This is a genomic window from Microbulbifer variabilis (assembly GCF_052468405.1).
Map to the genome: position 1 here is coordinate 2653956 of NZ_CP174343.1, position 14956 is coordinate 2668911.

The following is a 14956-nucleotide window of genomic DNA, read 5'->3' on the forward strand; positions in this document are numbered from 1 at the left end:
ACCTAATCTTGAAAGAGAATAAATATCAGCTCTATTAATCTAAAAATTAATTTAATTTAGATATATAGTAAATTAGCAATCTATCAGAAGAAGACAAAGGAAAAGCCACAGTAAGTAAGAGATGAAATACCGCATTCTAACTTACTGTGACTACTCTAATCAGCAGGCCTCCGATACCGGGTTTAAAAAGTAAAAGTATTAAAAGCCTTTACTGACACTAAACCCAACAATACGAGGCTCTAAAGTAAATACATTTGTAGTAAGACCTGAATCATCACTATTTGTAAACATATCTGTAATCGGCGCATCGTCAAATATATTTTTCACGTAGAGCTGCATATACAGTTCAGAATTCGGGTTGTTCAAGCTCACAGAAGCATTAAGGTTGCTCCATGCCTTCAAACGATCATATTCTGTATTATAAACACGTGCATAGCTCTCAGATTGGCGATAGTAATCCGCCCGCAACGTCAGATCCCAGTCCTCAATAGGAATAGTATGTTCGACACCAAAATTCACAGTAAACCGCGGAGCATTAGGTAGCTCGTTACCACTCAGATCAGCAGCAAAGCCCCGCCCTCCATTTGGAGCATCAGTGAGTGGATTATAAGGATCTACACCATAAAGCAAGTCCCAGCGCGCAAAGCCCTCTATCTCTGGCGTAAATGAACCGTATAGAGCAGAGCCTGCACAGAGTGACCAAATGGCAAGCACATTGCCGGTGGCGGCAACTGTTTCAACCAAATCCACTGGTGCAATACAGTTTGAAGGAACCTGAATACTAGGCCTTACCAACATCCAATCTTCATTTCCTTGAGTGCGATTCATAACATCAATAGACTCTTCACCATCTGCGATACGAGTCTTCAGGTAGCCCATATTCATATCAACTCTGGTGCTATCTGTAAGCTGCCACGCCAGCTCAAGCTCAAGCCCCATACTCTCCGCATCAAAGTTCTCATTTAAAGAAATGCGATCAACAATTTGGGAAACTTGATAATCTGTATAATCATAATAGAAGGCGTTGGCATTGAATGTCAGACTTCCATCTAACATTACATTCTTGGAGCCGATTTCTATCGCATTAACAAACTCCGGTTCAAAGGAGTCCTCCAGGGGTTGATACTGCACTACGGTTGGATCAATCTCTGCTCGAGGTGGATTAGTGCCGCCCCCCTTATAACCGTGAGCAAAAGATAAATAAAACATGGTATCGTCAGTAAAGGGGGTGTCTACTCGCCAATCTAGTACCGCACGGCCTGTATATTCCTGCCAATTCTGAGTAACTTGATCTCCCTCTGGATATCCTCGGTGAACAAGCCCACCTGAACGCTGGCCCGATATTATTTCTCCTGTTTCACTATCAAAGCTTGTACCTAACAGTAACTGGCTAGGTACAGGAGTTGATTGCTTACGGTCATCGGTGTAGCGCAAACCTGTGGTAAGTTTTACATCCTCTGTGATCTGCCAATAGGCCTCACCAAACAGGGCCCATGAGCGAGTTTCCACTAAGTTTCTACTAAGAAAATAGTTATGCCCCTCCTCATCAATATTCTCAAGTGAATTTGGATCTACATAAATACAATCCATATCACCCGCACCGACCTCTGGATCAATACATTTTTCAGAAATCAATAAACCTGTATCAGGGTCTCTGGTACCGTTATAAAAATATTCTGCAATCAAACTAAACATATTATTGAATACAAAATAATCATCCTGGGTTTTAAAGTCCAGGTAGTTAGCACCTAATGAAAAGTTCCAGGGCCCATCAAAAGATGTCTGTAACCGGAATTCCTGGCTCCATTGTTTATTATCGGAGCGGCTAATATCTACTGCTAATATTCCATCAGAGGGGCCTAACTGTGGATCAGTATAAATTCCTCCAGGGGTGGGAACAAATTCAGCAGAATCATTAAAAATTGGGTCTGATACATAACGATTGTAATCTTGAGAAGAGTAGTAATCATCCTTTGCATAAGTTGATTGGGAGAAAAAAGTGAGTGAATTACTCAATTCCCACTCAAAATTCAGCTGCACTAAATCATTTTCAGCACGGAAAACTGGATCATAGCTGGTGGCAATCTCACGTAAATCCCTTGATTGCTCTGCATTTCCATAGGGATTACTGTAATAGTCGATAATCGGAAATCCAGTATCTAAATTGATAAACTGGGGTACCAACACAAAAGCAAACCCTCTTCCATTCGGCGCGCTATAGGCATCATCACTGTAAATTGATGCCGGCATACACCCCTGGCTAAAGAAAATAGAAGTAATTTCTGTTAGCTCAGTATCCCCGATCGTCGATGGTCCCGGGTCGGTGGTACATAGCTGCTTGCCAGTACGTGAGCGTTTGTCATCTTCTTCAAAGTGCTGCCAGATCAGGTTTGCACTAAAGGTTTCACTGGGTTCCCACTCAAAAATGGCACGCGTGGAATAAAGATCCCTATCATTTACATCGTTCCCAGTGTAGGTATTGGTATCAAAGCCATCACGTTTGGTCATAGCACCTGAAAGCCGCAGTGCCATGGTATCGCCCACCGGCAAGTTAAACATGCCACTTGTGCGCTTTGAGTTATAGCTACCTATTTCAGCTTTAATCTCAGAAGCAAATTCATCCTCTGGCATCACCGGCAACATATTAACCACGCCAGCAGTCGCATTTCGGCCATACAAAGTACCTTGAGGTCCTCGTAACACCTCTACTCGCTGTACATCAAAAAACTCCTGCTCGAACAACCGGTTACGAATAAGTGGTGCATTATTGAAGCTCACCGCCACCGCCGGATCGGTTGCAGCAGAGACAGCCTTGGTACCAACGCCACGAATTGAGAAGTTATAGGTACTAAAGTTTGATTTGGAAAAGTTTACGTTAGGCACCGCACGAAGTAGTTCTTCACCCCGTTCAATCTTCAGGGCATCTATATTGTCCCCCGACAAGGCAGAGACAGCGATAGGAACATCCTGAATACTCTCCTCTATTTTTTGTGCTGTTACGGTAACTTCTTCGATAGGCTGCCTTGCTCGACTACTTTTATCCTCGCTTTGGTCATCCTGAGATAAGGCTGTCAATGGCGTCGCAGTCATTACCATGCAGGCAATCGCAACGCTATACCAAGGGGTATGATTATTGACTGGATTAGTGGTACGAATCGCTTGTGCAATCAACTTTTCTTTCTTACGAAGGCTCATCATCATACTGAGTCTCTCTATATTATTTTCTCTATTATTTTTAAGTCAGCCAAACACCACCTTATCTCAGGCCTAACCAAGTTAAAGACGCAACACACTCGCGGTAGGGGGGATTAAGATTACCCGCCCAGAGAACATCAAACATAAATCAAGAACAACAAAAACTTATATTTTTAATTGATATAAACTTCCAACTTCCAACTTCCAACTTCCAACTTCCAACTTCCAACTTCCAACTTCCAACTTCCAACTTCCAACTTCCAACTAGAAAATAGTAGCTGATAAAAATGAATCCCCCATACAAAACAACAAATAAATCAACAACGTCTTAAACACCAAGATTAAAAAACTAATCTATTGAAATTTCCCTCAAGATGTCTCACTTAGCCTAGTCAAAATCGGCAACGTCAAACGGCCTCTTCCATTACCTTCCGAATTCGAACTAATGCACGTTGAATTAGCTCCTTTACTGACTCCTTGGAGATTCCCATGCGCTCGGCGATATCTTGGTAAGTTAAACCTTCAAAGCGATGAAATTTAAATGCTGTACCTGCTCTTGGCGGTAATCTCAGGATAGCTTGACAGACACGACGGCAATCCTGCATCCCTATAACCGTTCGCTCAGGTGTGATCACATCTGGAATATCTATCTCAGAACTAAGTGGCTCATGATATGCACGGCAGCGAGATTTCTGGTAGCGGCCATGGCTTACCAAAAGATTTTTCGCAATTGTGTAGATATAACTCCTTGGATTTCTAATATTCGTATTAGATTTCTTCATCTGAAAATGCAGATGCGCAAAAACTTCTTGCACCAGGTCATCCACATCAGAAATATTCACCCTGGAAGAAAAATATCGCCTCAACCCCAAACGATACTCCCCGACCCATGAAGCCATATCTTTTTGGCAGCTTTTGTTCATAGGCAAACAAGTATTTGGTCAATTGAAAGTGTGCCAACCGCCTAGAGCTTCATCACTAACTCGACTAGCGCTAAGCCGGTAATTAAAACTGGACGAACACCAAAAAAACTTATTTGAATTACCACAAAGCTTTCAGAGACTTATAAAATTATGACCATTAATTCACAAAACCAATCAAAAATGCAGACTGCTAGGTCAAAAACACACTTTAAAAGAATTCTCTCTGGAAAATTTTTCTTAAATTTATTTTGACTTATTCGGTTTCCAGAAAATTTAGAATAACTGCACCACACTTATTGATAAACGCCTTCAATAAACTAAATGGTGAATAGAACGCCTATATGTTTCATAAGTGAACAATCTCTAGAATTACACGCCACAAGATTTCCAAGTTTAGCTAGCCTAAGAGGCATTGATCACTCATTGAGCGACTCCACAGCTAGCATCGCAAACCTTCATAAATTTGTAACTGGTACTAAAGAAAGCCTACTGCAGTTTATCCAAAGGCCACTTGACTTTCCCCCGCATCATTCTAATAACATAGAAAAAGCCTCTCACCAGAAAAACAATTCCCCACTGGGCACTATAAAAACCAGCAGAAGAGTCAGAATTCTGTATGGCAGCTCAAACAAATCCAATACTTTGCCCTCTAGTTGCCTAATCGCCGTCCAATAAACGCCCTGGAACCAATCAAACTGGCACAAAAAGATCAAACATAAGCACCCCATATCAAACAAATTTAGGCTCATTAATTGAAATTTTCTTTTCTTTATATACTTTATTCGATAACCTCTGTGACTTTAGTGACAACTTTTAAATTCTTTACTTTTTCACAACCCTCGTATCGTAGTAAAAGAACTTGGAGAGTTGAACCGGAAAATATCCACTTAAAAAACAAATAGTGATTTTCTATTTTTTCAAGGAAAAATAATAAAATGGAGAGACTCTCTTAAATTATGTACTCCATTGTTACAGCTTCAAGCCTACCTTCAGAGGTGCTGGGAAAGAACACAATAATGCCCTTACAGGTATGATGAACCATTTCGGATTACAGAAAGCAAGATTTTGCGGATGCGACCGGGGAGGTTTTATCGTTGATGCTATGGCCCTACTCTATTCCGGGTGCCATGCTGGATTGACAAATATCGGTACTCCGCACATTTTTCACCCAAAGGAACTTCCAGCAATGGATTTGCCAATAAAAGAAATCACAGATAAACCAGATTATAGCCAGTTTTTACAACAGCCTGAAATTCAAGAAAATCTGCTCAATAACCATGTAGATAATTTCTTCTGTACATTTTTTCAAAAGAGCTATCTGGCCAACAAAAATCTTTCCAAGATGCCAAATAACTCTTCAGAACGAAAAGTCGAACTTGCTCCGATGATAAGTTCCACAACCGGATAGCTAATTGGCTTGAGTTGACTTTTTCTATCACAGACAATCAAAGCAAGCATATTAACAAGCAGGCAAGTTTGTATGAAAGGACTTAAAAGACTAACCCTTTTTTGGAGTTCAGCAGTTGCTGGTCTCCTATTGACCTCCTCTCTCGGGCATGCAAAAGCAATAAATAATGAAAAGCCCTATACATTTGCTACCTGGAGTAAAAAAACTGCAGATGGTTACAGAGGTTTTTTTAAGGTCCCAGAAAATCGCGCTATCAAAGATAGCCGCAACCTTTCAATTCAGTATATCCGCTTCCCTTCGACAGGTAAAAAGGCGGGTCCGCCTATTGTCTATCTGGCTGGGGGCCCCGGCGGATCCGGAATTATGGCAGTCAACTATCGCTATGAAATGTTTATGGCATTGCGGGAATACGGTGATGTCATTGCCCTGGACCAGCGCGGCACCGGGCATTCCAATGACCTGCCTAACTGCGAGTCTAAGCAGATAGTTCCACCGCTCATCTCCACCTCCGATTCGAAATATGTTGAACTGCATCAAAGTGCCCTTCTTGAATGCCTCTCTTTCTGGCGCGATCAAGGTGTTGATCTCGCAGCCTATAACACATTGGAAAGTGCTCGTGATCTAGAGGCTCTACGGCACCATTTGGGAGAAGAGAAAATTGTATTGTGGGGCACTTCTTACGGCAGCCATTTGGCACTAGCAGCCTTAAAGGAGATAGAGGGGTCTATTGATCGGATTATTCTTTCCAGTGCTGAGGGGCTAAACCAAACTATTAAGCTACCTTCCCGTACAGAATCCTATCTGGATCGCCTTCAAAAAGCCATCGATCAGCAGCCCGAAGCGAAGGCGATTTACCCAGATATTAAAGGCTTGATACATCGCGTCCATGCAAAGCTGGAAAAGCAACCTCTAAAAATTCAGCTTCCGCAAAGGGATGGGAGTAAGCTGGATACCCTATTACAAAGCAGAGATATGCAACAAATAGCCTCTGCATTTATTGCAGACCCCAAAAGTGCAGCCCAACTGCTCGCTTTTTATCGTGCAATAGACTTGAGAGAGGTACCGGCCTTCAACAAAGTTCCTTCCCGTTATTTTCCTGATGGGTTCCTACAGCCTGGAGCTCCCATTACCCTCAGACCGATGCCCACTGCTATGGATATTGCATCCGGTATCGATAAAGGACGCAAAGCCAAGGTGGCCGAACAAGCTAAAGCTAGCCTGCTGGGGGACTACTTAAACTTTTCATACCATTATGACGGCTTGGCGCCAGAGCTGGACTTGGGAAATCGCTTCCGGGCAAACCCGCAAAGTGATGTGCCCGTATTATTATTCAGCGGTACGCTAGATGGCAGAACTTATATTGAAAGCCAACACGAAGCCGTTTCAGGTCTTTCAAATACAACCTTAGTAACCGTAAAAAATGCCGGTCACAACTTGTTTATGGCCTCCGAAGAGGTTCAAGACACCATAAACTTATTTTTGGAGGGGCGCCCTATTGAAAAGACAACGATTACGGTGGATCTGCCCACTCTAGCTATAAAATAGAGGCTCTCTATAGGTTTTCGGTAGTGGCATTCTTGCCGCTACCTATCCACTACACAATATCTCGTATCCCCCACCCCCGCACATTAACCTTGCTATAGATGCAACTGGAGGCGGGGATGACCAATATCACCGACGAAGTTCATCGCGGCGCCATTTGTGACCTGCGAGCACTTCAGCAACCTGGATTGCAGACATTCAAGCAATATATTCGCGGTAGCCTGCCAGGACCTCCCTTTTGGCGCTTAACTGGCATGCAACCTATTGAGGCAGGGCTTGGAAAAGCTACCTATTCCATGCCTATTACACCTTGGTTAGCTGATGGTACCGGCATTTACTGGGGCGGTATCTATGCAATGTTCGCTGATGCTCCCCTGGCTTCCGCTATCTGGACTACCCTACCCGCAGGTAAAGTACTGAGCACTTCTGAACTGAACATGTGCTTTATCCGGCCAATTACCACTAGTACTCAGAACATTGTCGGCCGGGCAACGACGATTCACTCCGGTAGCCAGGTTGGCCTCTCCAGCCTGCAGATCAACGACCAAAATGGCAGGACTCTCGCTTATGGGAGTACCCGCTGCTTAATAGCAGACTTTCCAGTCAGCCCAGATCAAGAGCTTCCTCTACCAGACTTAGGGCCCACCGAGCCACCTGATCCTTATTTACGCCCTCCTCCTGAAACCTTCTTTTGTGATATGGCACACTTTCCAGAACAAGTGCCCATTGAACTTCAGCGGTTGACGATCAATGAAGGGCGAATGCATCCAGTTTGGTTACTTACTGGCTATCGAGCAGTCGAGATAGAAAATGGGCGCTGTATCTCTACCATGCCTTCCTCCCCCTGGTTCTCTAATGGAACTTTATCCATTTATGGTGGACTTCTGGCCTGGGCTGCAGACTTCACCATGGGCGGAGCTGTTTACTCCACTCTACCTGCCGGATCTATCTTCGCCACTCTAGATATGCATATTCGCTTTGCACGACCAGCAAAGCTCAACAGTGGGGATTTGATCTTAGAGTCCCAGGTACTTCACCGAGGCCGGCAGTTAAGGGTTTCATCCTGCAATATTGATACGCCCAGCGGTAAGCGCGTGGCTATTGCCACTGGTTCCGCACTGGTTATCCCCGGCGGTGCTCAGATGCTTGCGGATGGCAAACAGCCAGATGAAATTATTGCCACTGCAACCTCAGGCAAACCTTGGACACCCTGAATAAAATTCCTTATCAATGCTAAGGCCAACTTCAGGTAAAATGCTCATCACCAACATTCAGGCAAAGCCTCTGAATATTTTTTGACCGAATAGTCGCCTATTGCGACACCAATTCCAATGTAACTTTTGGGAAGCACACTATGGCCTCATTGCAAGACCAACTCCTGCAAGCAGGACTTGTTGACAAGAAGAAAGCCAAACAAGTTAGCAAGGAAAAGCGCAAACAGCAGAAAGTTGCTAAGAAGTCTGCGCAGCCCCAGATAGATGAAACCAAGCTGGCCGCACAAAAGACTCTCGCAGAGAAAGCTGCTCGAGATCGCGCCCTGAATGCCGAGCGAGATGCCGCTGCTCAACAGAAAGCTATCGCAGCCCAGATCAAGCAATTGGTGGAAACAAACCGCCAGCCCTACTCTGGAGAAACGGCTTACAATTTTACTTTCGACAAGAAGATCAAAACCATCTACGTCAGTGATGAACTACGCGATCACCTGATAGCCGGTCGCCTGGTGATTGTCGCCCAGGATGCGCGTTTTGATTTGGTGCCCAGGATAATCGCCGACAAGATTGCCGAGCGAAACACTGAGATTATCGTTAAACCTGCTGAAACATCAGCACCGGTAGATGAAGACGACCCCTATGCAGATTTCCAGATCCCCGATGACCTTATGTGGTAATTGGCAATGAAGCAAGATGTTGTCCAGGTAGTGGAGCAATGGCTCACCGATGTGGTGGTGGGCTTAAACCTCTGCCCTTTTGCGCGCAAACCTATGCGCGCAGGCCAGATACGCTACATAGCCAGTGAAAGCAATAACGACCAGGCCCTGCTGGCCGATTTACATACAGAACTGCAACGACTCGACAGTACGCCAGAGAGTGAGCTCCTTACTACCCTGCTGATTATTCCCGATCATCTGCAAGACTTTGCCGACTACAATCAATTTCTCGATCAGGCCGAATGGCTACTGGAACGCTACAACTATGTAGGCACTTATCAGCTGGCCAGCTTCCATCCGGACTACCAATTTGCCGGAACAAATCCGAATGATGCTGAAAATCTCACTAACCGGGCCCCTTTTCCTATCCTTCATCTATTGCGTGAAGATAACCTGGAAAAAATGATCGAGCTTTACCCAAATCCAGAGAGCATTCCTGAAAATAATATTCTTCAGGTTGAATCACTGAATCAAGAAGAAAAGCTGCGACTCTTCCCCTACCTTTTCCGATAGCAAAATCTCAAGTGATGAAATCCCTGGAAGAACTACTGCGCTTGAACAAGCTGATCCGCCTGATCGGATTTGACGATGCCCCTTTCAAGAAAGAGCGAGGCACGCCAGTAAAGGTTAGCGGCATCGTCTGTTCCAATACACGCTTCGAGGGAATGCTATGGGGAGAAGTGAAAAAAGATGGTATGGAGGCCACCCAGGTCATTGCTGAACTGTTAAAAAACAGTAAGTTTTATAGTCAAATAAACGTAATCCTTACGGATGGCCTTGCTGTCGGTGGTTTTAATATTATTGATTTACCTGAACTCTCAAAAACTATCGATCGCCCTTGTATTGCCGTTATGCGTAAGCTACCGGATATGGCAGCCATAGATCGCGCCCTTCAAAACTTCCCCGATTACCGGCTCCGCAAAGAGACGTTGTTAAAAGCCGGCGAAATCCACTCACTCAGGAATTTTTATTTCCAGGTACAGGGCTGCAACCCCGATATCGCTGCCCGGGTACTGGAGCAGGCAACGGATAATGGCAACGTGCCCGAAGCACTGCGGTTAGCACATATGATCGGTGCCGCGGTAATAACGGGACAAAGCGGTAAACGGGCATAGAATGATAGTGAAGGCTGAATTTACTCCTGCCCTTTTTATGCATAATAAAAGCAAGGGGGTTCAAGGAATTAACTCACACTTGCTGGGCAAATATCGCAAAAAATTTTAAACCTAAAGAAGTAAGTTCACACAGCGCCAATAAAACGCATAGGACTAGGCCTGGCTATGCTAGAGGGGGAGTAGAACTCCAACAACGAAAAGAAAACGGCAGGCTGTGACTAGAACTACAAACCACCAGACTTAGAGCGCCCAGCTGCCCGAGGCTGACGAGATAAATAAGAATCATTAAGAAAGACGCATATTCGACCGTATTGGCATGGGCTCTCATCCAATTATGTAAAGTGTTATCCAGCTCAAAGGAATGCCCCATCTTTTACTTACTATGCCCTATAGCGACAAGAGTCCCAAGGAAAAGCGATAATGCGACTAGAAATCCAATACATAACTAGTACACATTCATAAAAATTTCCTCTCTAATCGGCCTGACAATTACTTAGCAATATATCGAGTCGACTAATTGGTATAATAAAAAACCAAATTAAATCCTGGCAATTCCTTGAACTTCTTTCAAAAGCTGATAATTCGGTAAAAAACCTTAATATAAGCAAACAGTTATAGAGGGAAAATTATTGCAGAATTTCCTCCAGCAGTTCCACCCGAATAGTTGTGTCGTCAGTAATCAGCTCACTCCATATCCAGTTATGGTGGGCTATTACAGTTTGTGCCTTAAGGTGTGGACGGTCTTTCAAGGTATGACAATCAGAAGCTACTAAGATATTGATCTTATGGCTCACAGCAGACCTAATAGTGGTATCTACACAAAAATCCGTCGCCCATCCGCTGACAATCAGACGATTTACATTAAGCTTTTCCAAGGTGTGCTTTAGATCTGTCTGATAAAAAGCATCATTGGTTTTTTTTCTAATTACAAGATCACTTTCACTTTTTATCAGATCATCCAGCAGTGCCCAGCCCGTAGATCCGGGCAGGAGTCCCTCTTCTTCAAGCCCATCATGCTGTATAAATATTACACTTCCATCTCGCTCCCTAACCCAGGCAGCGAGCCTGTTTATGCGGGCTATGGTACCGTCTACATCAAACTGATTACGCTCCGCAAAGGAAGCTTCCTGCATATCAATAATCAGCAAAACATCCATAAGTTCACTCTGTTACTCACCCACATAGGTGGAGGCGATTGATTCATATCTTGCACCCTGCCGCAATTCATCGGCAGTCATTAGGAGCCTTCAAGTACGACTTGGCATTAAAGGATAACAGCGCTGTCCCTGGACTTATCAGCAAAAAGTGCCACAAGGGAAAACTGGGAAAATCCCTGGTCCGTAGATAGATATTCCTTACACCAAAACCTCAGGTTCTCCGTAAATGCCTCCGATGGCTCCAGCGCAAGGAAATGACACCGCACGACAATATCAGAATCCTTCTTCCTGCTATCGTCAGTAATAGAGATTGTCAATGTAGAAGAAGCACTTTCCCAGCGAATCAGGAAGTAGAGGGAAGAGTCATTGATACTCTCATTGAGCTTGGATACGGCCATACCCAAGGTCTCGGTTAAGTCCTGGTATACATCACTATCTGTAATAGCATTGCTCTTCGCATGGTACAGCTGGTATTCCGCACCGTCATCACTGACCAAATCAAGCAGGCCTGATGATCGACCCAACTTCCACTCTAAGCCCATAATTCCTCCAGATAGATACAGTTTAAGAAGCCGGGTATTTTACGGATTCCTCAACCAATCCACACCTGTTGAAATCAAGGTTAGTACAGGTGCACATTTTCCATACAGGTAGATGGCTGGTTAGCCGGCTTCTTAGGCAAGGCTTAGGAGTAAAGAACCTCCAAGCCTTCCAGAACAGCATTTATTTGGCGCTGGGCCGTTGGGATACGCGCATAGTGATATCTGCATGGAAAACTTCTTCCCCGTTCTGGTCGAAAACCCCGACTGGCATGATTACATCACCCGCATCAATAGATTCAAACTCAGGGTACTCACATACGGCTCTCAAGTTAGTTTTAGCCATCTTCAAGTACTTAACCTCCATCCCTACAGGTATCCAACGAAATCGTCGATCAAGGGATACATCAAGACAAACGCCACCAGCTAGCTCGGCGGCATTACACATGGCAATAGCATGTACAGTTCCAATATGATTAGTAACACTCCAGCGCTTTTTTAAGAGCACTTCGACATGTCCTGGGGACACTTCGGCAAAGCATGGCTTGATAGACCTGAAATATGGAGCCTTGAAGGCCACTACTTTAGAAACTGCCCAGCGCCCGAGTGCCGAGCTCCCAAACTTTTTCCACAATTGCAACACGGGGCTTTTCGAAGATTGATAGTCCATCTTGCCTCACTATCTAAATCATTGGTTGACGAACTTCCTCATAGGCATCCGTCGTTGCCCGCAACTATACATGATCAAAGGGTTACGCCAGATAATCAGATCTATCAGGTTTATTGACCAGCCTAACTATCGGAGAACAATACAGCCGAAGATCTGCACAAAGAATAAGAAATACCGGATATCTTCCGGTAATAGCTATTAGTATAAGCGAAAGCCTCTTTCCATCTTTGATGGTTATAAGTTTAAAAAAGAGACAAGAAGATAATTTGGCATCAATGTCTGCGGAGTCCCTTAATAAACACATGTTAATCTGGCAATCAGATCTAGCGAGTGGTCACAAAAAATAGCAGCTTTCGGGGGAAATAAACTTCTATTTTTACTCATAACCAAGTGGCAGATGCCACATTATGGGTATTTTTGTTTCATACGCCTATAAAAGGAAAATAAACATGGCAATCTTACCGGCAACCGCATTCAATCAACTGCAAACAAATACATCAACTTTTCTGAAAACCTACCCAGTTAGAATTTATGGTGATCCTGGAGCATCAGGAATAACTCAATACTGCATCGGCAATGGCGGAAATTCATATCGTCCTGGAACCATTCTGGGAACACACAATATGCACTCAACTGAATCTTTCCACATAAGGGGTAATGCTTTTTATCTTGCGACAAATCCACACCTGTTTTTTACACACTCCATACATATGGATGTCGGTGCGGCAAACCTGGGTTTTTATCGTTTACCCAGCGCAACTGGGCCCTCAATGATGGTAACCGGCCAACTATCTGCCTGCTCTTTTGTCATCCGCCCAGTCATAGGCAGTACTGCCCTTGATGTTGCTCATGTACAACCTGCGGCTGTTAATGGCGATACCCTTCGCAACAACCTAGCAGCTACTTACGGGACAGCCTTTGTTTATGGCACCAGCAATCAACGGGGGTTTTACAATGGGGCAAATCGTACCGTTTCAGTTATTGGCATACGTACAGGTACTAGCTGGAAAATATACGCGCAGAAACATGACAGAACCACGGGGGATTATCGCATTCTCAGTGTGTACGAGATCTACCCGACACATCAAAAACTTTAATGACTAAAAATACTAAAAAAAGAGTCTTAAAGAAATTTCAACTGAGGACTCAGCCTGTATCATTAAAGACAGCCATATTGTATAAACAATCAACACTTTCACCTGAGAATTTACGTAATAAAGCGCCCGAAATAATCTTAGTTATTTAAAGTATCCAAAAACTATAAATCTTTTCTTCATGTTTCCTTATATGAGATCCATCGCATAGATTGACCGCTTACACCGAGCCAATTGATTATCTTCATAGAAACGCATTAAAACTGTCATTTCTCGCCAGCATACTTACGCCCGCTCGCCTTTGGGCTTCCACAGGCGCTCTCTATAAGACATAAAAACCATATCAGGAGCTGTCGTGAAGAAAATTATCACCACCGGCCTAGTCCTCGCGGCCTTAAGTGCATCCTCTACCCAAGCATTCCAACAGATCACCCATAAGCGCATTGCAATTGACGCTGTTTCCTATATGCGCAACAACCCAGAGACTACCGAATACAATAAACTCAAAGCTTGGGTAAATGCGGCCGGATTTAGTGTAGATGAGTTTGCGGAAGTACTTGGCCAGGGCGCTTATGATGTTGACGACTTCAAAGATACTTACCTGTGCGGGGCAATCACTGGTGACTGTGTCTACGCTCCAGTGTTTAACGCCGGAGCCTCACTAGTAGGTTACACAAGCTATTGGCATTTCCAAAATCATACCCGCGGTTCAGATGTTCACGGGAACGATCTCGGCGGCTACAACTACGACCTGCTTACCGTATGGGACAGCATTGATAATATGGCAGCTACCTGGCTGGTTGGCGACTATCTGGATGATGGTAATGGGGGAATGACCGGTTGGTGGTCAGCCGATGACTCAGAATACAATACCTATGGTATTACTGAAGCCAACTATCGCCAGGGTAGCCATTCCTCCAAATCGATGTATGACGACTTTGAGGAGATCCCCTTTCAACCTATCGACAACCTCGGCCAGTACTGGTACAGCCAATTCCTTGCCCAACCAACCGCACAAACTCTCGGCTTTGTAATGCATACCACTGACCTGCTTCAGCCACACCATGTGTGGACCACCTCAGGGCTCAACCACAGCGGTTGGGAGGGCTGGGTTGCAGATTACTACGATAGCGAAAACCTCAATGACGAAGCACTGGTTGCTCAGGCCATGTCTAACTTTACTGCTATAGGGCAAAGCAGCGATGATATTCGCCCCTTACTGACTCAAGGCGGCGCCCTCGCCTATGCCAATGGTGGTATTGTTTTATCCAGTACCGATCATAACGACAGGCTGCAAGTGGCCAAAACGGTCGTGCCTCATGCCATTGCAATGGTGGTTCATATCCTCAATCACGCTGCTCAAAAAGTCAGTGAATAACAACAAGA

At 44.4% G+C, this 14956-nt stretch carries 13 protein-coding genes; 8 read left to right on the top strand and 5 right to left on the bottom strand.

Translation table 11 applies throughout. The annotated features are described in order from the left end of the window. Positions 1 to 198 precede the first annotated feature (198 nt). Together ACJJJB_RS12180 and ACJJJB_RS12185 are read right to left on the bottom strand one after the other, a co-directional pair. On the bottom strand, positions 199 to 3201 hold the full coding sequence (locus ACJJJB_RS12180) for a TonB-dependent receptor (protein WP_445364990.1): 3003 nt from the start codon (positions 3199 to 3201) through the stop codon (positions 199 to 201). Between the two features lie 401 nt (positions 3202 to 3602). Further along, complete coding sequence (locus ACJJJB_RS12185) at positions 3603 to 4118, bottom strand: sigma-70 family RNA polymerase sigma factor (RefSeq protein WP_083922726.1); 516 nt, start codon at positions 4116 to 4118, stop codon at positions 3603 to 3605. A gap of 1030 nt (positions 4119 to 5148) precedes the next feature. On the opposite strand from ACJJJB_RS12185, the gene ACJJJB_RS12190 reads away from it, so the two are divergent. The 6 genes from ACJJJB_RS12190 (at position 5149) to ACJJJB_RS12215 (ending at position 10110) form a co-directional block, all read left to right on the top strand. Beyond that, positions 5149 to 5526 carry a hypothetical protein gene (locus ACJJJB_RS12190; RefSeq protein ID WP_445364991.1) on the top strand — a complete coding sequence of 126 codons (378 nt, stop codon included), beginning with the start codon at positions 5149 to 5151 and terminating at the stop codon, positions 5524 to 5526. Positions 5527 to 5598: 72 nt separating this feature from the next. After that, the gene (locus ACJJJB_RS12195; RefSeq protein WP_445364992.1) at positions 5599 to 7071 is read left to right on the top strand and encodes an alpha/beta hydrolase; all 1473 of its coding nucleotides are present in this window, start codon (positions 5599 to 5601) and stop codon (positions 7069 to 7071) included. Positions 7072 to 7187: 116 nt separating this feature from the next. Further along, a complete protein-coding gene (locus ACJJJB_RS12200) occupies positions 7188 to 8282 on the top strand; it encodes a PaaI family thioesterase (protein ID WP_020413421.1) in 1095 nt (364 codons plus the stop codon). Positions 8283 to 8422: 140 nt separating this feature from the next. Next, entirely contained in the window at positions 8423 to 8956 is a 534-nt protein-coding gene (locus tag ACJJJB_RS12205) for a DUF2058 domain-containing protein (protein WP_020413422.1), read from the top strand. A gap of 6 nt (positions 8957 to 8962) precedes the next feature. After that, positions 8963 to 9508 (top strand): DUF1415 domain-containing protein, encoded by a 546-nt coding sequence (locus tag ACJJJB_RS12210; RefSeq protein WP_445364993.1) that lies wholly within the window; start codon positions 8963 to 8965, stop codon positions 9506 to 9508. Positions 9509 to 9522: 14 nt separating this feature from the next. Continuing rightward, the gene (locus tag ACJJJB_RS12215; RefSeq protein ID WP_282953563.1) at positions 9523 to 10110 is read left to right on the top strand and encodes an endonuclease dU; all 588 of its coding nucleotides are present in this window, start codon (positions 9523 to 9525) and stop codon (positions 10108 to 10110) included. Between the two features lie 626 nt (positions 10111 to 10736). Here ACJJJB_RS12215 and ACJJJB_RS12220 read toward each other — a convergent pair. The 3 genes from ACJJJB_RS12220 to ACJJJB_RS12230 form a co-directional block, all read right to left on the bottom strand. Beyond that, positions 10737 to 11267 carry an isochorismatase family protein gene (locus ACJJJB_RS12220; RefSeq protein ID WP_020413426.1) on the bottom strand — a complete coding sequence of 177 codons (531 nt, stop codon included), beginning with the start codon at positions 11265 to 11267 and terminating at the stop codon, positions 10737 to 10739. Between the two features lie 107 nt (positions 11268 to 11374). Then, positions 11375 to 11809: a hypothetical protein gene (locus ACJJJB_RS12225; protein WP_020413427.1), complete on the bottom strand. Its 435-nt coding sequence runs from the start codon at positions 11807 to 11809 to the stop codon at positions 11375 to 11377. A gap of 181 nt (positions 11810 to 11990) precedes the next feature. Then, a complete protein-coding gene (locus ACJJJB_RS12230; RefSeq protein WP_282952908.1) occupies positions 11991 to 12476 on the bottom strand; it encodes a hotdog fold domain-containing protein in 486 nt (161 codons plus the stop codon). 449 nt (positions 12477 to 12925) lie between these two features. On the opposite strand from ACJJJB_RS12230, the gene ACJJJB_RS12235 reads away from it, so the two are divergent. Beyond that, positions 12926 to 13573 carry a hypothetical protein gene (locus tag ACJJJB_RS12235; protein WP_444946399.1) on the top strand — a complete coding sequence of 216 codons (648 nt, stop codon included), beginning with the start codon at positions 12926 to 12928 and terminating at the stop codon, positions 13571 to 13573. 352 nt (positions 13574 to 13925) lie between these two features. After that, positions 13926 to 14948, top strand: a complete 1023-nt coding sequence (locus ACJJJB_RS12240) for a phospholipase C/P1 nuclease family protein (protein WP_020413431.1) — start codon at positions 13926 to 13928, stop codon at positions 14946 to 14948. Positions 14949 to 14956 lie beyond the last annotated feature (8 nt).

What these genes read in the sequence shown, in the direction of transcription:
- ACJJJB_RS12180 (WP_445364990.1), bottom strand. Translation starts at nt 3,201, where the DNA reads ATGATGATGAGCCTTCGTAAGAAAGAAAAGTTGATTGCACAAGCGATT.
- ACJJJB_RS12185 (WP_083922726.1), bottom strand. Translation starts at nt 4,118, where the DNA reads ATGAACAAAAGCTGCCAAAAAGATATGGCTTCATGGGTCGGGGAGTAT.
- ACJJJB_RS12190 (WP_445364991.1), top strand. Translation starts at nt 5,149, where the DNA reads ATGATGAACCATTTCGGATTACAGAAAGCAAGATTTTGCGGATGCGAC.
- ACJJJB_RS12195 (WP_445364992.1), top strand. Translation starts at nt 5,599, where the DNA reads ATGAAAGGACTTAAAAGACTAACCCTTTTTTGGAGTTCAGCAGTTGCT.
- ACJJJB_RS12200 (WP_020413421.1), top strand. Translation starts at nt 7,188, where the DNA reads ATGACCAATATCACCGACGAAGTTCATCGCGGCGCCATTTGTGACCTG.
- ACJJJB_RS12205 (WP_020413422.1), top strand. Translation starts at nt 8,423, where the DNA reads ATGGCCTCATTGCAAGACCAACTCCTGCAAGCAGGACTTGTTGACAAG.
- ACJJJB_RS12210 (WP_445364993.1), top strand. Translation starts at nt 8,963, where the DNA reads ATGAAGCAAGATGTTGTCCAGGTAGTGGAGCAATGGCTCACCGATGTG.
- ACJJJB_RS12215 (WP_282953563.1), top strand. Translation starts at nt 9,523, where the DNA reads ATGAAATCCCTGGAAGAACTACTGCGCTTGAACAAGCTGATCCGCCTG.
- ACJJJB_RS12220 (WP_020413426.1), bottom strand. Translation starts at nt 11,267, where the DNA reads ATGGATGTTTTGCTGATTATTGATATGCAGGAAGCTTCCTTTGCGGAG.
- ACJJJB_RS12225 (WP_020413427.1), bottom strand. Translation starts at nt 11,809, where the DNA reads ATGGGCTTAGAGTGGAAGTTGGGTCGATCATCAGGCCTGCTTGATTTG.
- ACJJJB_RS12230 (WP_282952908.1), bottom strand. Translation starts at nt 12,476, where the DNA reads ATGGACTATCAATCTTCGAAAAGCCCCGTGTTGCAATTGTGGAAAAAG.
- ACJJJB_RS12235 (WP_444946399.1), top strand. Translation starts at nt 12,926, where the DNA reads ATGGCAATCTTACCGGCAACCGCATTCAATCAACTGCAAACAAATACA.